This window comes from Pseudomonas caspiana (genome assembly GCF_040224095.2).
Taxonomy (GTDB): domain Bacteria; phylum Pseudomonadota; class Gammaproteobacteria; order Pseudomonadales; family Pseudomonadaceae; genus Aquipseudomonas; species Aquipseudomonas caspiana.
Genome location: NZ_CP167995.1, coordinates 4,282,551 through 4,299,762 on the forward strand (window position 1 = coordinate 4,282,551; position 17,212 = coordinate 4,299,762).

General features: G+C 57.9%; 18 protein-coding genes. 15 read left to right on the forward strand and 3 right to left on the reverse strand.

The annotated features are described in order from the left end of the window. Positions 1–412: 412 nt before the first annotated feature. From ABRP31_RS19435 to ABRP31_RS19445, 3 genes are all read left to right on the forward strand, one after another. On the forward strand, positions 413–1,711 hold the full coding sequence (locus ABRP31_RS19435) for a serine/threonine protein kinase (protein WP_087265441.1): 1,299 nt from the start codon (positions 413–415) through the stop codon (positions 1,709–1,711). Beyond that, complete coding sequence (locus tag ABRP31_RS19440; protein WP_087265440.1) at positions 1,704–2,516, forward strand: VacJ family lipoprotein; 813 nt, start codon at positions 1,704–1,706, stop codon at positions 2,514–2,516. Before ABRP31_RS19435 ends, ABRP31_RS19440 begins: the two co-directional genes overlap by 8 nt. 225 nt (positions 2,517–2,741) lie before the next feature. Beyond that, a complete protein-coding gene (locus tag ABRP31_RS19445; RefSeq protein WP_349972073.1) occupies positions 2,742–3,596 on the forward strand; it encodes a pirin family protein in 855 nt (284 codons plus the stop codon). A gap of 95 nt (positions 3,597–3,691) precedes the next feature. On the opposite strand, the gene ABRP31_RS19450 is transcribed toward ABRP31_RS19445, so the two are convergent. Together ABRP31_RS19450 and ABRP31_RS19455 are read right to left on the reverse strand one after the other, a co-directional pair. Beyond that, on the reverse strand, positions 3,692–4,876 hold the full coding sequence (locus ABRP31_RS19450; protein ID WP_349972072.1) for a patatin-like phospholipase family protein: 1,185 nt from the start codon (positions 4,874–4,876) through the stop codon (positions 3,692–3,694). A 19-nt stretch (positions 4,877–4,895) separates the two neighbouring features. After that, positions 4,896–5,828 (reverse strand): lipid A biosynthesis lauroyl acyltransferase, encoded by a 933-nt coding sequence (locus tag ABRP31_RS19455; RefSeq protein WP_349972071.1) that lies wholly within the window; start codon positions 5,826–5,828, stop codon positions 4,896–4,898. A 119-nt stretch (positions 5,829–5,947) separates the two neighbouring features. Between ABRP31_RS19455 and minC the strand changes: the two genes are divergently transcribed. The 6 genes from minC to ABRP31_RS19485 all read left to right on the forward strand — a co-directional run bounded on the left by minC (position 5,948) and on the right by ABRP31_RS19485 (position 10,462). Then, positions 5,948–6,688 (forward strand): septum site-determining protein MinC, encoded by a 741-nt coding sequence (gene minC / locus ABRP31_RS19460; RefSeq protein ID WP_087265621.1) that lies wholly within the window; start codon positions 5,948–5,950, stop codon positions 6,686–6,688. A gap of 209 nt (positions 6,689–6,897) precedes the next feature. Beyond that, positions 6,898–7,710 carry a septum site-determining protein MinD gene (gene minD / locus ABRP31_RS19465; protein ID WP_087265436.1) on the forward strand — a complete coding sequence of 271 codons (813 nt, stop codon included), beginning with the start codon at positions 6,898–6,900 and terminating at the stop codon, positions 7,708–7,710. After that, positions 7,710–7,964: a cell division topological specificity factor MinE gene (minE, locus tag ABRP31_RS19470; protein ID WP_027898645.1), complete on the forward strand. Its 255-nt coding sequence runs from the start codon at positions 7,710–7,712 to the stop codon at positions 7,962–7,964. Before minD ends, minE begins: the two co-directional genes overlap by 1 nt. Positions 7,965–8,044: 80 nt before the next feature. Further along, the gene (locus ABRP31_RS19475; protein ID WP_349972070.1) at positions 8,045–8,680 is read left to right on the forward strand and encodes an RluA family pseudouridine synthase; all 636 of its coding nucleotides are present in this window, start codon (positions 8,045–8,047) and stop codon (positions 8,678–8,680) included. A gap of 213 nt (positions 8,681–8,893) precedes the next feature. Then, positions 8,894–10,183 carry a M18 family aminopeptidase gene (locus tag ABRP31_RS19480; protein ID WP_087265434.1) on the forward strand — a complete coding sequence of 430 codons (1,290 nt, stop codon included), beginning with the start codon at positions 8,894–8,896 and terminating at the stop codon, positions 10,181–10,183. A 114-nt stretch (positions 10,184–10,297) separates the two neighbouring features. Further along, positions 10,298–10,462, forward strand: a complete 165-nt coding sequence (locus tag ABRP31_RS19485) for a hypothetical protein (RefSeq protein WP_349972069.1) — start codon at positions 10,298–10,300, stop codon at positions 10,460–10,462. Positions 10,463–10,654: 192 nt separating this feature from the next. On the opposite strand, the gene ABRP31_RS19490 is transcribed toward ABRP31_RS19485, so the two are convergent. Next, the gene (locus tag ABRP31_RS19490; protein ID WP_349972068.1) at positions 10,655–11,374 is read right to left on the reverse strand and encodes a UTRA domain-containing protein; all 720 of its coding nucleotides are present in this window, start codon (positions 11,372–11,374) and stop codon (positions 10,655–10,657) included. 362 nt (positions 11,375–11,736) lie between these two features. Here ABRP31_RS19490 and ABRP31_RS19495 point away from each other — a divergent pair, with 362 nt between their 5' ends. The 6 genes from ABRP31_RS19495 to ABRP31_RS19520 all read left to right on the forward strand — a co-directional run bounded on the left by ABRP31_RS19495 (position 11,737) and on the right by ABRP31_RS19520 (position 17,088). Beyond that, the gene (locus tag ABRP31_RS19495; RefSeq protein WP_349972067.1) at positions 11,737–12,804 is read left to right on the forward strand and encodes an ABC transporter substrate-binding protein; all 1,068 of its coding nucleotides are present in this window, start codon (positions 11,737–11,739) and stop codon (positions 12,802–12,804) included. A 79-nt stretch (positions 12,805–12,883) separates the two neighbouring features. After that, a complete protein-coding gene (locus tag ABRP31_RS19500) occupies positions 12,884–13,690 on the forward strand; it encodes an alkaline phosphatase family protein (protein WP_349972066.1) in 807 nt (268 codons plus the stop codon). Beyond that, the gene (locus ABRP31_RS19505) at positions 13,687–14,529 is read left to right on the forward strand and encodes an ABC transporter permease subunit (RefSeq protein WP_349972065.1); all 843 of its coding nucleotides are present in this window, start codon (positions 13,687–13,689) and stop codon (positions 14,527–14,529) included. The genes ABRP31_RS19500 and ABRP31_RS19505 overlap by 4 nt, the downstream gene beginning before the upstream one ends. Further along, positions 14,516–15,313 carry an ABC transporter permease gene (locus tag ABRP31_RS19510; RefSeq protein ID WP_087265428.1) on the forward strand — a complete coding sequence of 266 codons (798 nt, stop codon included), beginning with the start codon at positions 14,516–14,518 and terminating at the stop codon, positions 15,311–15,313. Before ABRP31_RS19505 ends, ABRP31_RS19510 begins: the two co-directional genes overlap by 14 nt. 1 nt (position 15,314) lies before the next feature. Then, positions 15,315–16,304: an ABC transporter ATP-binding protein gene (locus tag ABRP31_RS19515; RefSeq protein ID WP_349972064.1), complete on the forward strand. Its 990-nt coding sequence runs from the start codon at positions 15,315–15,317 to the stop codon at positions 16,302–16,304. A gap of 130 nt (positions 16,305–16,434) precedes the next feature. Continuing rightward, positions 16,435–17,088, forward strand: coding sequence for an HAD family phosphatase (locus ABRP31_RS19520; protein WP_095093463.1), 654 nt, complete (start codon positions 16,435–16,437; stop codon positions 17,086–17,088). Positions 17,089–17,212 lie beyond the last annotated feature (124 nt).

The following is a 17,212-nucleotide window of genomic DNA, read 5'->3' on the forward strand; positions in this document are numbered from 1 at the left end:
TCGCAAGGTCGAAGTGAGTCAGCGCTCAAAAAAATACGTTTGCTCTTGATCCCGGATGGGGATCGAACAAGAACGCAGTAAAGGGCCCGGTCGCCAAAAACAACAACAGACCACCCTAGAACAATAAAAAAAGAGCACGTAAAACCATTTAAAGGGGAGCTTAGGCTCCCCTTTATGCTGTCTGGGGTTTGGGGCACCCGCCTGCCCTGTTTGAAATCACCCGTATGTCTGTAGGAGCTCATTCCATCCCTTCCCGCTATAAAAAAGCACAGCTCTGCTCTCTTGACGCCAGAGAACGTGTATTGTCTCGATCTATTTACAAAGGTTCGCTTGCTTGTAGGGCACTTTGGCACTACACCGATGGTCATAGCCCGCGTACCTCATCAGCACTTCTTTCCCAAGGGATCTAGTCATGCTTCGTTTCCTGCGCTTCGCTGCCGTTATTGGTGGCCTCTGTTTGAGTGCGTCCGCTATGGCGGTCGATGTCGACCCCGCCACGTATGGCTTTCCTTTAAAGAACCCTTTTGAAGCGACCATTGCCACCACGCCTCCTGACATGCGTCCAGAGTTGCCCGCCGACGATGACATCGACCAGGACGACTACACCCTGAATCTACGGCCGGAGCGCGAGTTCACCCTGCCGGACAATTTCTGGGCAGTGAAAAAACTGCGTTATCGACTGGCCAGGCAGGATCACGCCGCACCGCTGATCTTTTTGATCGCGGGCACCGGCGCGCCGTATAACAGCACCATCAACGAATTCCTCAAGAAACTGTATTACGGCGCGGGTTATCACGTTGTGCAGCTGTCGTCGCCAACCAGCTACGACTTCATGAGCTCTGCATCGCGCTTCGCGACACCGGGTATTTCCACCGAAGATGCTGAAGACCTGTATCGCGTGATGCAGGCGGTGCGCGCGCAGCAAACCGAGCTTAAAATTACCGACTTTTACCTGACCGGTTACAGCCTCGGGGCGCTCAACGCCGCGTTCGTCAGCCGTCTGGATGAGACCCGCCGCAGCTTCAACTTCAAGAAAGTCTTACTGCTCAACCCGCCGGTCAACCTGTACACCTCGATATCCAACCTCGACAAACTGGTGCAAACCAATGTCAAGGGCATCGACAACAGCACCACTTTCTATGAGCTGGTACTGGCCAAACTGACCCGTTACTTCCGTCAGAAAGGTTACATCGACCTCAACGATGCACTGCTCTATGACTTCCAGCAGTCCAAGCAGCACTTGACCAATGAACAGATGGCGATGCTGATCGGTACCTCGTTCCGCTTCTCTTCGGCCGATATCGCATTTACGTCCGACCTGATCAACCGTCGTGGCCTGATCACCCCGCCCAAGTTTCCGATCACCGAGGGCACCAGCCTGTCGCCCTTCCTGCGTCGTGCGCTGCAATGCGACTTCGACTGCTACCTGACCGAACAGGTTATCCCGATGTGGCGCGCCCGCACCGATGGCGGCAGTCTGCTGCAACTGGTGGATCAGGTCAGCCTGTACGCCCTCAAGGATTATCTGCAAACCAGCAAGAAAATCTCCGTCATGCACAACGCTGACGACGTGATTCTCGGCTCTGGCGACTTGGGTTTCCTGCGCAAGACCTTCGGCGATCGCCTGACCGTTTATCCTTACGGCGGCCATTGCGGCAACATCAATTACCGCGTCAACAGCGACGCCATGCTGGAGTTCTTCCGTGGCTAAACGTCTTTTAATCCTCGCCGCCCTGCTGTGCGCAGGCACCGTCCAGGCTGCCGACGCGGTCAACAGCAACATTGCCGAACACCCGGCCACTGTCCTTCGTCAGGAAGATGCCGACGGCTTTACCCAGCCGCTCAAGTCATTGCAGTTCAACCCGGGACTGGATCAACGGGAATTCGAACGCGCCACGCTAACTGCGCTGGAGGTCTATGACCCGCTTGAGTCCTGGAACCGTCGCGTGTACCACTTCAACTACCGCTTCGACGAGTGGGTGTTCCTGCCGGTGGTCAATGGCTATCGCTACGTGACCCCAGGCTTTGTGCGTACTGGCGTCAGCAACTTCTTCGCCAACCTGGGTGAAATTCCAAACCTTCTGAACAGCCTGTTCCAGTTCAAAGGCCAGCGTTCGCTGGAAACCACCGGCCGCTTGCTGGTTAACACCACCATTGGTGTTGCCGGCCTGTGGGACCCGGCCACCATGATGGGCCTGCCACGCCAGAGCGAAGACTTCGGTCAGACGCTGGGCTTCTACGGCGTACCGGCTGGCCCATACCTGGTGCTGCCACTGCTTGGCCCGTCCAACCTGCGTGACACCGGCGGGCTGCTGTTCGACTTCACGGCCGAATCGCAGATCAACTTCCTCAACGTCGCCCAGGTCAGCAGCGATCATCCTGAGCTCTACCTGCTGCGAGCGATTGATCGCCGCTACACCACCAGCTTCCGCTACGGCCAGATGAACTCACCGTTCGAATACGAGAAAGTGCGTTACGTCTACACCGAAGCCCGCAAGCTGCAGATCGCCGAGTAACAGTAAGGCGATACAAAAACGGCCAGCCGGAGTAATCGGGCTGGCCGTTTTTTTGTGCACATCAATACTCTATTTGGAATGCGATCACCCTGTGGGAGCGGTGCTTGCCCAGCTCCTACAGGGATGGCATTCCAATCAACAAACCCGATCAATCACCCGCAAAATCATCACCCATCAATCGGCCAAACAGGCATAGCATGGTCGCCATTGATGAGGAGAAACTCCATGAGCCAATTTCGCAAAGTGCTGTCCATCCAGGCCGGTCAACCTGCATCGGACGGTGCCGGTGTAAAGCTGACCCGTGTTTTCGGCGGGCCGGGTGTTGAACAATTCGATCCGTTTCTGATGCTCGACGAGTTCGGTTCCGACAAGCCAGACGATTACATCGCAGGTTTCCCGCCGCACCCGCATCGGGGTTTCGAGACGGTGACCTACATGCTTGAAGGCCGTATGCGCCATGAAGACCACATGGGCAATGTCGGCTTGCTGCAAGGCGGTGGCGTGCAATGGATGACCGCAGCGCGAGGCGTTATCCATAGCGAAATGCCTGAGCAGGAAGAAGGTGTGATGCGCGGCTTCCAGCTCTGGCTGAACCTGCCGGGCAAGACCAAGCTGAGTGATGCCAGTTATCAGGACATTCAGCCGGAGAACATTCCGCGCCTGACCACCAGCAATGGTGTTGAGGTGGTGGTGATCGCCGGTCAGTTCGATGACGGCCAGCTTCAGCAGGCCGGTGCCGTGCAGCGTCCAGACACCGAGCCGCAGTACTTCGACTTTCATATGCCCGCTGGCAGCAGCATTAGTCCACGTGTTCCTGATGGGCATCGGGCGCTGCTGTATGTCTACGAAGGCAGCCTGGACGTTGCAGGTCAGCCGCAAACTGTGAGTGCCAGCCGAATGGTGCGCTTGTCCGAAGAAGGCGAATTGCAACTGAATACCGCAAACGGTGCCCGGGTATTGTTGATCGCTGGCAAACCGCTGCGTGAACCCATCGTGCAGTATGGGCCGTTCGTGATGAACACCCGGGAAGAGATCGAGCAGGCGTTGCGGGATTTTCGGGATGATCGGTTAACGGCTTGATGGTGAGCTGACATCGATCTGTAGGAGCTGCCGAAGGCTGCGAAGACTTGAAAATTGGCACACCGCTTCGCAGCCTGCGGCAGCTCCTACAAGAGTTACGGCAACCGCAAAAACCGCTTCAACTGTTCGCCTTGCGCCATGGCGTCATAGCGACCCAGCTCAATCAATTCCCGGCAGTAACCCGCCTCAAACAGCAAATAGCTGAGCACGCTGGCACCACTGGTTTTGGTCGCCCCCGGCCCACGTAGAAACGTGCGTAATGCGCGGGGCAGTTCATGGCGATGACGGGCAGCGATCTGGTCGATGGGCTGGCTCGGAGCAATGATCAGGACCTCCACCGGGGCCAGGCCCTTCTCACGCACGCGATGCTCGCAGGGCAGCATGTCACTGACCAGATTCATGCGCTCCAGCACTTCAATGTCGCTTTCGAGATTGTCGATGAAGGTGCTGTTGAGCATGTGTCCGCTGATCTGCGCGAGGGTTGGCTGCTTGCCGTTCGTGACCCGCTGCACCTGCCGGTTGGCATCGGCACCACGAGGGTTGCCGCTGACACCCACGACCAGTACGCGGTTGGCCCCCAGATGCAGCGCAGGGCTGATCGGCGCTGACTGCCGCACCGCTCCGTCGCCGAAGTATTCCTGGTCGATTTTGACCGGCGCGAACAGCAGCGGAATGGCCGAACTGGCAAGCAAATGGTCGATGGTCAGTTGGGTTGGAACACCCAGACGGCGATGGCGCAGCCACGGATCAATGGTGCCTTTGCCTTGGTAGAAAGTCATGGCATGGCCAGACTCGTAACCAAACGCAGTCACTGCCACCGCCCGCAGATGTTTGGCAGCAATGGCAGCGTCGATGCCTTTCAGGTCAAGCCGTTCAGTGAGCAGGTCGCGCAGCGGCGAGCTGTTGAGCAACGCGACCGGTATCTGGGAGCCAATTCCCAACAGGCTGTTGCCGAAGAAACGCCCGGCCTGACTCATCACGCCAGGCCAGTCGCTGCGCAGCACCTGATGGCTGCGAAAGCCTTGCCAGAACTCGGTCAGTTGATGCACAGCGGTACGAAAATGCAACGCGCCACTGGCCAGCTTAACGGCGTTGATGGCGCCCGCAGAGGTTCCGACAATGACCGGAAACGGATTGGGTGCGCCGGGAGGCAGCAAATCGGCGATCCCCGCCAATACCCCGACCTGATAAGCAGCCCTCGCCCCACCACCAGACAGAATCAACCCGGTAACGGGTTCTACATCATTCACAGCATCCATTGCGATGACGGGTTCAAGCATTTAGCTGCGCCTCAGTTGATCACGTACGCTTCTTATAGATTTTTGGCTCGCCCGGAGGTCGGCTTTTGAATCGACGGTGCGCCCAAAGATACTGCTCAGGACACTCCGTAATGGCACTTTCTACCCATTGATTGATGCGCAGGCAATCAACTTCATCACTTTCGCCGGGAAAGTCCTGCAATGGCGGATGAATAACCAATCGATAGCCACTGCCGTCAGCCAGTCGCTGCTGGGTGAATGGTACGACTTGGGCACGCCCCAGCTTGGCGAATTTGCTGGTGGCCGTCACGGTAGCAGCCTGAATGCCGAACAACGGGACGAACACGCTTTGCTTGGCGCCGTAGTCCTGATCCGGTGCGTACCAGATGGCGCGGCCAGTACGCAGCAACTTGAGCATGCCCCGCACGTCTTCGCGCTCCACGGCTAAAGAGTCCAGGTTATGGCGCTCCCGGCCGCGACGCTGGACGAAATCGAACAGTGCGTTCTTGTGCTCGCGGTACATGCCGTCGATGGTGTGTTGCTGGCCCAGCAGCGCTGCGCCGATTTCCAGCGTAGTGAAATGCAGCGCCATGAGAATCACACCCTGCCCTTGCTGCTGCGCAGCCTGCAAGTGCTCAAGACCTTCAATATGCGCCAGTTTGGCAAGACGCTCTTTGGACCACCACCAGCTCATGGCCATTTCAAAAAAGGCGATGCCCGTGGAAGCAAAGTTTTCCTTGAGCAGGCGCTTACGCTCATCGCTGGAAAGATGGGGGAAACACAGCTCCAGATTGCGAGACGCGATGTATTTGCGATCAGTGGCAAATCTATACATCACCGCGCCCAGCATCCGCCCAATCACCAGCAGAACCCGGAATGGCAATTGAACAATCAGCCACAGCAGCCCAAGCCCCAGCCATAACGGCCAGAAACGGGGGTGAAGAAAATAAGCTCGAAAACGCGGGCGATCCATTAAAGCTTCCATCAGAACCATGGCCGCGCATTCTACAACGGTTCGACCCCGCTTGCGGCTAGCGGGCGTTATCGTTATAAGTCTCGGCACTTTTAGCGACAAGCCGTTGTATGCCGACCATGAGCCAAAACGAATCGCAAGAACAGGATCCAGTCTTCCAACTCAAGGGCAGCATGCTCGCCATCACTGTGCTGGAGCTGGCCCGCAACAACCTTGAGGCCCTCGACCGCCAATTGGCGGCGAAAGTGGCCCAGGCTCCAAATTTTTTCAGCAATACCCCGCTGGTGCTGGCGCTCGACAAGCTTCCCGCCGACAGCGGCGCCGTGGACCTGCCCGGCCTGATGCGCGTATGCCGCCAGCATGGCCTGCGCACCCTGGCGATTCGTGCCAGTCGCATCGAAGATATCGCCGCTGCCATCGCTATCGATTTGCCTGTCCTCCCGCCGTCCGGTGCCCGCGAGCGTCCACTGGACCCGCTGGAAGGTGAAGCGGCGAAGAAAAAAGTCGAAACACCACCCGAGCCGACCATCAAACCGACCCGCGTGATTACCACGCCGGTGCGCGGCGGGCAGCAGATTTACGCCCCCGGCGGCGACTTGGTGGTGATTGCCCCGGTCAGTCCGGGTGCGGAACTTCTGGCCGATGGCAACATCCATGTTTACGGCCCATTACGCGGCCGGGCGCTGGCTGGAATAAAAGGCGACACCAAAGCGCGAATTTTCTGTCAGCAGATGGGTGCCGAACTGATATCCATCGCCGGGCAATACAAGGTTTCCGAAGATTTACGCAGGGATCCACTCTGGGGTACGTCGGTACAGGTCAGCCTGTCAGGTGACGTGTTGAACATCATCCGGCTTTAACGGATACTGCGCCATTTTCAAAGCATCCCTGATTCGTCGCGAAAACGTAGCAAAGGTTGTAGGAAATCCAGGAGCTTTAATCGTTCCTGGCAAATTGCTCCCAGGGTAGGACACCCGGAAGCTTTCAATTTCCATCATTGTTCGACGGTCGCCGCTTCAAGGGACGCTCTTCAGGACTAACTGTCCTTTTCCTCTAGGGGTGATACACCTTGGCCAAGATTCTCGTGGTTACATCCGGCAAGGGTGGTGTGGGCAAGACCACCACCAGCGCCGCCATCGGTACCGGTCTCGCACTGCGCGGCCACAAAACTGTCATTGTCGACTTCGACGTCGGCTTGCGTAACCTCGACCTGATCATGGGCTGCGAGCGTCGTGTGGTGTATGACTTCGTCAACGTGGTAAACGGCGAGGCCAACCTGCAACAGGCGCTGATCAAAGACAAAAAGATCGAAGGCCTGTTCGTACTGGCTGCCAGCCAGACTCGTGACAAAGAAGCGCTGACCAAAGAAGGCGTGGAAAAAGTCTTGATGGAACTCAAGGAATCCTTTGAGTACATTGTCTGCGACTCCCCTGCCGGTATCGAAACCGGTGCTCACCTGGCGATGTACTTCGCCGATGAAGCCATTGTCGTGACCAACCCGGAAGTATCGTCGGTACGTGACTCGGACCGCATGCTGGGCCTGCTGGCCAGCAAATCGCGTCGTGCCGAGCGTGGCGAAGACCCGATCAAGGAACACCTGCTGCTGACCCGCTACAACCCGGAGCGTGTAAGCAAGGGCGAGATGCTGGGCGTCGAAGACGTCAAGGAAATCCTCGCGGTGACTCTGCTGGGTGTGATCCCGGAGTCCCAGGCAGTACTGAAAGCTTCCAACCAGGGCGTACCGGTCATCCTCGACGATCAGAGCGATGCAGGTCAGGCTTACAGCGATGCGGTTGATCGTCTGTTGGGCAAAGAGCGCGAGCACCGTTTCCTGGACATTCAGAAGAAAGGATTTTTCGAACGCCTGTTCGGGGGTAACTGATGAACATTTTCGACTTCTTTCGTGCCAGCAAAAAAGTCAGCACCGCGTCGGTCGCGAAAGAGCGTCTACAGATCATCGTGGCGCATGAACGCGGCCAACGTACCACTCCGGACTACTTGCCAGCCCTGCAAAAAGAGCTGGTCGAAGTGATCCGCAAGTACGTCAACATCGAGTCCAACGATGTGCAGGTTGCTCTGGAAAACCAGGGCAGCTGCTCGATTCTGGAACTCAACATCACCCTGCCAGATCGCTAGATCCGGCGGTTGCTTGCGGCGGCATCAGCACCATTCTTACGAGTGGGGCTGATGCCGTCGTTGCGTTTAGAGGCCGTTAAATGCCGTTGTCGAACATCCGCATCATTTATCAGGACGCAGCCGTTCTGGTGATTGATAAGCCAACCCTGCTGCTTTCCGTTCCCGGCCGTGCCGAGGACAACAAGGATTGCCTGATTACCCGCCTGCAGGAAAACGGCTACCCCGAAGCCCGCATTGTCCATCGCCTGGACTGGGAAACCTCCGGGATCATCCTGCTGGCCCGCGATGCGGATACGCATCGCGAACTGTCCCGCCAGTTTCATGACCGGGAAACTGAAAAAGCCTACACCGCGCTGTGCTGGGGTGAACCGACTCTGGACAGCGGCAGCATCGACCTGCCCCTGCGTTACGATCCACCGACCAAGCCCCGGCATGTGGTGGATCATGAATTCGGCAAGCATGCCCAGACCTTCTGGAAAGTGCTGGAGCGCTGCGGTCATTACAGCCGTGTCGAACTGACGCCGATTACCGGGCGCTCGCATCAGTTGCGGGTTCATATGCTGTCGATTGGGCATCCCCTGCTGGGCGATGGTCTTTATGCACATCCGGAAGCACTGGCCGCGTATCCGCGCCTGTGCCTGCATGCGAGCATGTTGAGCTTTACCCATCCGCAAACGGGTGAGCGTTTACGGTTCGAATGCCCTGCGCCGTTTTAGGCACACCGCGATCCTGTAGGAGCGCACCGAGGTCACGAGGCCCGCGATGGCGGTGTGTCAGACAGACGGCTATCGCTACCTCGCATTGCTCGTGAGCTCCTACAGGTCCTGCGCTTTATCTGAGATAGCGTGAAGTGCAACACAAAGCACACCCGCAACAACACGACCCACATCAATACGGTAAACTCCCGCCATTGCTGTCTGGAGTGACTTATGCGCGAAGAGCTGAACAAAGGCCTGATTGATTTCCTCAAGGCCTCTCCTACCCCTTTCCATGCAACCGCGACTCTCGTCCAACACCTTGAAGCTGCTGGCTTCCAGCGTCTGGACGAACGTGAAACCTGGGCCACCGAAACCGGCGGCCGGTATTACGTAACCCGGAATGATTCGTCCATCGTGGCGTTCCGTATGGGCCGTCAATCACCACTGACCGGCGGTATCCGCATGGTCGGCGCCCATACCGACAGCCCCTGCCTGCGGGTCAAGCCGCAACCTGAACTGCAGCGCCAGGGCTTTTGGCAACTGGGCGTCGAAGTCTACGGTGGTGCGCTGCTCGCGCCATGGTTCGACCGTGATCTGTCACTAGCTGGCCGTGTTACCTTCCGCCGCGACGGTAAAGTGGAAAGTCAGCTGATCGACTTCAAACTGCCGATTGCCGTGATCCCCAACCTGGCGATCCACCTCAATCGCACCGCCAACGAAGGCTGGGCAATCAACCCACAGACCGAGCTGCCGCCGATCCTGGCCCAGGTAGCGGGTGACGAACGCGCCGACTTCCGCGCCCTGCTCACCGATCAACTGGCTCGCGAGCACGGCCTGAATGCTGACGTGGTCCTCGACTACGAGCTGAGTTTCTACGACACGCAAAGCGCCGCTGTGGTTGGGTTGAACGCCGACTTCATCGCGGGCGCGCGTCTGGATAACCTGCTGTCCTGCTACGCCGGTCTGCAAGCGCTGCTGGGCACCAACACTGACGAAACCTGCCTGTTGGTGTGTACCGACCATGAAGAAGTAGGCTCGTCGTCGACCTGTGGCGCCGATGGCCCGATGCTGGAACAGATCCTTCAGCGCCTGCTGCCGGACGGTGCGGATTACGTGCGTACGATCCAGAAGTCATTGCTGGTTTCAGCTGACAACGCTCACGGCATTCACCCTAACTATGCCGAGAAGCACGACGCCAACCACGGCCCGAAGCTAAATGCCGGCCCTGTGATCAAGGTCAACAGCAACCAGCGCTACGCCACCAACAGCGAAACCGCCGGGTTCTTCCGCCATCTGTGCATGGCTGAAGAAGTGCCGGTGCAGAGCTTCGTGGTACGCAGCGACATGGCCTGCGGTTCAACCATCGGCCCGATCACCGCCAGCCATCTGGGCGTGCGCACCGTAGACATCGGCTTGCCGACGTTCGCCATGCACTCGATACGTGAGCTGGCTGGCAGCCATGACCTCGCGCACCTGGTGAAAGTATTGACCGCGTTTTATGCGAGTCATGAGTTGCCATAAGCAAGTGGGCAAGCAGGCCCGATATCGCTGCTTGCCCAAACCTGCCTCATATCAACGCCATAGCGTCCAAACCCGCCTAGACTGAACTCATCAGCGCTCTGGAGGTGGGACGTAATGGACGCTTTTTTCTCGATTCTGTTACCGATTCTGGCGGGCATGGTACTGCTATGCGTTGGCTACAACTATCAGGAGCGTAACAGCGGTGTGTTCATGATCTGGTTGGGGATGATCGGGATTCTGGGCACTGTCGTGTTCAAGATTTTGCAGAAGCTGACGTGAGATGGCCCTCCTGAGCAAGTTTCAACGAGTTATCGCGAAGTAGAGACCTCTCTGTAGGAGCTCACGAGCAACGCGAGGCAGCGATAGCGTTCTGTCAGACAAGCCGCCATCGCGGGCGTCGTAACCTCGGTGAGCTCCAGATCAGGTGGAGTCAGATATATATTGGTTTCATACCCCCCCCCTGGCAACCCCTCAAATATCCCGCACCACCGCGCTCACATGAATCGCATCGTGCCGCCAGTACTCCAGGTCGCAATCGATCAACCGGCCATTCTGGTCGAAGTTGACCCTGGCAATCCGCAAGCCTGGGCTGCCCAGTGAAACTTTGAGCGCTGCCGATGCTTCCGCATGCAGGGCGGTGGGCACCATTTCGAAGCGAACCTGACCGTAGCGCAGGTCATAGCGGCTGGCGTACAACTCGGTCAGCGACTGATTGAGATCGCTATCAAGGATGCCGGGAAAGTATTCGGGGTTCAGGTAGTGCTCCACATACAGCACCAGACGCTGATCTATGCGGCGGGCGCGGCAGATCTGGACCACGCTGGACAGCGCAGGCAGCTGTAGCATTTCGCATATTTTTGCCGAGGCCGGTTGCAGGCGTGCAGAAATGACCTGGGTATCGGCAACCCTGCCCTGGGCCTCGACCATGGCGTGGAAGTGGCTGCGGCGCATCAAGTCGTAGGCAAGACGTGGCGGCGAAATAAACCATCCGCGCCTCTCCTCTCTATAAATAAGCCCCAACGCTTCGAGCTGCACCAAGGCCTCTCGCAAGGTGATGCGCGTAGTGTCGAAGACTTCACTCAGCTTGCGTTCGGCGGGCAACTTGCTGCCAGGCGGGAGCAGACCATGCTCGATCTGCTCTTGCAGGGCATTACAAATCGTTGTGACCGCACGGGGCACTTCTTCGCGCATCAGGCTTCCTTACTGGACTAGACCAGCGCCAAAACAGCGCACTGATGATTCTCATTGCACACGTCGGTGCGCAGAAACAGCCTACGGAGTGTAGATGACTGCTCCATGACAATGTCCATCACAAACCATGCCAGCCCCGCTCTAATAAAACGCCGCAGGCCTTTCAGATCAAGGCTTTGATCATGGTCTACGCTTACCCCGCACCCGGTCAGCTCGCTGTGCAGCCTTCGGGTAACAAGCTGCGTCAACATAAAAATGTCATCGAAAAAGCTTAACTTGGCTCAGGTATTGCTGACCTAGACCAACCAACCCGCAACGATCACTTCTAAAAAGATCTTTCAGAAGTGCACAAGGAGCTTCGAATGAAACACCTTTTGCTGGCATCACTCCTCGGTTCCGCTATCGCTCTCAGCACCTCCGTCATGGCGGCAGACGCTGACCTGAAAACCCTTGAAGCAGCCGCCAAGGTTGAAGGCGCGGTCAACAGTGTTGGCATGCCGGATGACTGGGCGAACTGGAAAGACACCTGGGCGGATCTGCTGACCAAGTACGGCCTCAAGCACATGGACACAGACATGAGCTCGGCCCAGGAAATCGCCAAGTTCGACGCGGAAAAAGACAACGCCAGTGCCGACATCGGCGACGTCGGCGCGGCTTTCGGCCCTATTGCAGCGGCTAAAGGCGTGACCCAACCCTACAAGCCAAGCACTTGGGATCAGGTTCCGGACTGGGCGAAAGATAAAGACGGTCACTGGGCACTGGCCTACACCGGGACCATTGCCTTCGTGGTCAACAAGAAGTTGCTGCACGGCTCTGAAGTACCCACCAAGTGGTCTGACCTGAAGGAAGGCAAGTACAAGGTTACCGTGGGTGACGTGAGCACCGCAGCGCAGGCTGCCAACGGTGTTCTGGCCGCCGCGATTGCCATGAAAGGCGACGAAAGCAACATCGCGCCCGGCCTGCAACTGTTCACCGAACTGGCCAAGCAAAAGCGTCTGGCCCTCAATAACCCGAACATCCAGAGCATGGAAAAAGGCGAAGTTGAAGTGGGCATCGTCTGGGACTTCAACGGCCTGAGCTACAAGGCCAAGATGACCAACCCGGATGACTACGTGGTGCTGATCCCGTCCGACGGTTCGGTGATTTCCGGCTACACCACCATCATCAACAAATACGCGAAAAATCCTAACGCCGCCAAGCTGGCCCGTGAATACATCTTCAGTGACGCCGGCCAGATCAACCTGGCCAAGGGCAACGCACGTCCGATTCGTGCCGAGCACCTCACCCTGCCACCTGAAGTGCAGGCCAAGCTGCTGCCAAACGAGCAGTACAAAGGCGTGACCCCGATCAAAAACGCAGCTGCATGGGAGAAAACCTCCAAGGCACTGCCACAGATGTGGAACGAGCAAGTCATCGTTGAAATGAACTGATGCGCTACGGGCCTCAAGGATGAGGCCCGTTTTCCCCGTCATTCCCCAAAAAGCCTGTGCCTGCCGGAGCGATTGGCTCATGAACCACAATGTCATCCTCATCGTGCTCGACGGCCTCAACTACGAAGTGGCCCGACATGCGATGGGCCATCTTCAGGCTTACGCCAACGCAGGCCGCGCCACGCTCTACAAGCTGGAATGCGAACTGCCGGCACTCTCGCGCCCGCTGTACGAATGCATCCTGACCGGCGTACCGCCGATTGAAAGCGGCATCGTCCACAATCAGGTGTCACGCCTTTCCAACCAACGCAGCATGTTCCACTACGCCACCGACGCCGGACTCAGTACCGCGGCGGCGGCCTATCACTGGGTCAGCGAACTGTATAACCGCACGCCGTTTGATGCCGCCCGTGATCGCCATACGGATGACATCGAATTACCGATTCAGCACGGCCACTTCTACTACGCCGATCACTACCCAGACTCGCACCTGTTCGCCGACGCAGAAAGTCTGCGGGTCAGGCACGCGCCGAATCTGCTATTGATCCACCCCATGAATATCGACGACGCCGGGCACAAGCACGGCCTCGACAGCGCGCAATACCGCAACAGCGCGCGCAGCGTTGACATCATCATCGCGGATTACCTGCAAGGCTGGCTCGACGCGGGCTATCAGGTCTTGATCACTGCCGATCACGGCATGAACAACGACCGCTCCCACAATGGCCTGCTGCCCGAAGAGCGCGAAGTCCCGCTGTTCGTGCTGGGCGATGCGTTCAGCCTGAATACTGCGGCGGCACCCAGGCAAACCGAGCTGTGCGGCATTGTCTGCGAACTGCTCGGCGTGCCCCACGACAAACCGGTCTGCCGGGAGATTCTCAAGTGAGCACCAATAACCGCGGCAAATGGCTCGGGCTTCTCTGCCTGCTTCCGTTTGCACTGTTCTTCTTCGTGTTTCAGATCGCGCCGCTGGGCTGGGTAGCGATCAACAGCCTGCATTCCGACGCCGGCTGGGGCATTGAAAACTTCATCAAGGCCTTCGACTCGCGGTTCTATCGACAGGCCATGCAGTTCAGCCTGGAGATCAGTTTCTGGTCCAGCCTGTTCGGCATCATCATTGCGGTGCTGGGCAGTTATTCGCTGCGCAACGTGGATTCGCGCCTGCGGGACTTCGTCAATTCGTTCGCCAACATGACCAGCAACTTCTCAGGCGTGCCGTTGGCCTTTGCGTTCATCATTCTGCTGGGCTTCAACGGCGCCGTGACCTTGATGCTCAAGCAGGCGGGAATCATCGAAGATTTCAACCTGTATTCGAAAACCGGGCTGATCATCCTCTATACCTATTTCCAGATTCCCCTTGGCGTATTGCTGCTTTATCCGGCCTTCGATGCCCTGCGTCAGGACTGGCGTGATTCGGCATCGTTGCTTGGCGCCAGCAGCTTTCAGTTCTGGCGTCACATCGGCTTGCCGGTGCTGACTCCTGCCCTGCTCGGCACTTTTGTCATTCTGCTGGCCAATGCCCTGGGCGCTTACGCCACGGTCTACGCCCTGACCACCGGCAACTTCAACGTGCTGCCGATCCGTATTGCGGCCATGGTTGCAGGCGATATCAGCCTTGATCCGAACATGGCCAGCGCGCTGGCGATGATTCTGGTCGGCCTGATGACGCTGGTCACAGTCGTCCATCAGTGGTTGCTGAAGAGGAGCTACCATGTCTCGCGTTGAAAGAGGCCCGGCCCGGTTTTATCACCGAGCGGTCGTTTATCTGCTGTTCTTCATCCTGCTGCTGCCGCTGCTCGGCACGCTGCTGTACTCAGTGGCGACCAGTTGGTCGGCAAGCATTCTGCCCAGCGGCCTGACCTTCAAGTGGTACATCGCGCTGTGGAGCGATCCGCGCTTCCTCGCTGCATTTGGCCAGTCGCTGCTGGTTTGTGTTGGCGCGCTGATTTTGTCGGTGGTGCTGATCCTGCCGCTGCTGTTCGTGGTGCATTACCACTTTCCGCGCCTGGACGCGTTGATGAACATCCTGATCCTGCTGCCCTTCGCGGTGCCGCCGGTAGCGTCGTCGGTGGGCCTGTTGCAGCTGTATGGTTCCGGACCGTTCGCGATGGTCGGTACGCCATGGATTCTGATCGGCTGCTACTTCACCGTCGCCCTGCCGTTCATGTACCGGGCGATCAGTAACAACCTGCAAGCGATCAACCTGACTGACCTGATGGACGCCGCCCAATTGCTCGGCGCCAATACCTGGCAGGCAGCGTTCCTGGTGGTGCTGCCCAACCTGCGCAAAGGCTTGATGGTCGCGCTGCTGCTGTCGTTCTCCTTCCTGTTCGGCGAGTTCGTGTTCGCCAACCTGCTGGTCGGCACGCGCTATGAAACCCTGCAGGTGTACCTGAACAACATGCGTAACAGCAGCGGTCACTTCAACAGTGCGCTGGTGATTTCCTACTTCCTCTTCGTGTTGCTGCTGACCCTGGCCGCCAATCGCCTGAATAAGGACAAAGACTGATATGAGTTTTGTCAGTGTTGAAAATCTGCAAAAAAACTACGGCAGCACGGCAGTCTTCAGTGACATCAACTGCACCATCGAGCGCGGAGAATTTGTCACCCTGCTCGGCCCGTCCGGTTGTGGCAAGTCGACGCTGCTGCGCTGCATTGCCGGGCTGACCTCGGTCAACAGCGGCCGCATTATGCTGGACGGTGTCGACCTGGTGCCGGTCACCCCGCAAAAGCGCAACATCGGCATGGTGTTCCAGAGCTATGCGCTGTTCCCCAACATGACCGTGGAGCAGAACGTCGCATTTGGTCTGCGCATGCAAAAGGTCAACGCTGACGACACCCACAAGCGGGTCGCCGAAGTGTTGAAGCTGGTGGAACTGACCGATTTCGCCAGCCGCTATCCGCATCAAATGTCCGGTGGCCAATGCCAGCGCGTCGCCCTCGCCCGCTCTCTGGTGACCCGGCCGCGTCTGTTACTGCTGGATGAACCGTTGTCGGCGCTGGATGCGCGAATTCGCAAACATCTGCGTGAGCAAATCCGCGCGATTCAGCGCGAGCTGGGCCTGACCACGATCTTCGTGACCCACGATCAGGAAGAAGCGCTGACCATGTCAGATCGCATTTTCCTGATGAATCAGGGTCGTATCGTGCAGAGCGGCGATGCTGAAACCCTTTACACTGCGCCGGTGGATGTTTTCGCCGCAGGCTTCATTGGCAACTACAACCTGCTCGAAGCCGAAGATGCCAGCCGCCTTATGCAACGGCCGATCACCAGCCGCATCGCGATTCGTCCAGAGGCCATTCAACTGAGCCTGACCGGCGAGCTTGAAGGGCAAATCCGCAGCCACAGCCTGCTGGGCAACGTGATCCGCTACCGGGTCGAGGCTCGCGGCGTTGAACTGGTGGTGGACGTACTCAATCGCTCGGCGGACGATCTGCTGACTGACGGGACGCGGGTGACGTTGAGGATTGATGCTTCGGCGTTGTGTGAGGTGGCTTGAGGCTCAACTGTAGGAGCTGCCGCAGGCTGCGAACAATCTTCAGAGCGACCTTGAGCGTGCGATTGTTCGCAGCCTGCGGCAGCTCCTACAGGAACGTGTACAACGCACAAAATTCAAAGGACAGCTTTTAATGGCTTTAGCAATTTTTGACCTGGACGAAACCCTGATCGCCGGCGACTGCGCCAGTCTGTGGAGTGAGCAGATGGCCAGGCTTGGCTGGGTTGATCCAGCGTCGTTCATCAAACGCGATCACGAACTGATGCAGGCCTACAGCGAAGGCAAGCTGGCCATGGAAGACTACATGGCCTTCAGCCTGGAGCCGATGCTTGGCCGTACCCCGGAAGAAGTGGACCACCTCGTCGGGCCGTGGGTCGAGGATTACATCGAGCCGATCATTTTCAGCGACGCCACTAAATGCATCGCCGAACACCGCGCTGCAGGCGACCGGATTCTGGTGATTTCAGCGTCGGGTGTTCATCTGGTCAAACCGATTGCCGAGCGTATTGGTATTGATGAAGTGCTGGCCATCGAACTGGACGTCGCTCACGGTGTTTACAACGGCAAGACCGTGGGCACCCTGACCTACCGCGAAGGCAAGATCACCCGTCTCATGGAATGGCTGGACGCCGAAGGTGAAAACCTTGAAGGTGCGAGCTTCTACTCTGATTCGCGCAACGATCTGCCGCTGTTGCTCAAGGTTGATCATCCGCATGTGGTCAACCCGGACCCGACGTTGCTGGAGCACGCGCAGAAAGCCGGTTGGCCTGTGCATAGCTGGAAGTAACGAGCCTGGCTACATTCCCTGTGGGAGCGGTGCTTGCCCGCGATAAGGCTGGACGCGATTCACTTTGGTTCGCGGTGTCCTTATCGCGGGCAAGCACCGCTCCCACGACGGGATAAAGCCAAGA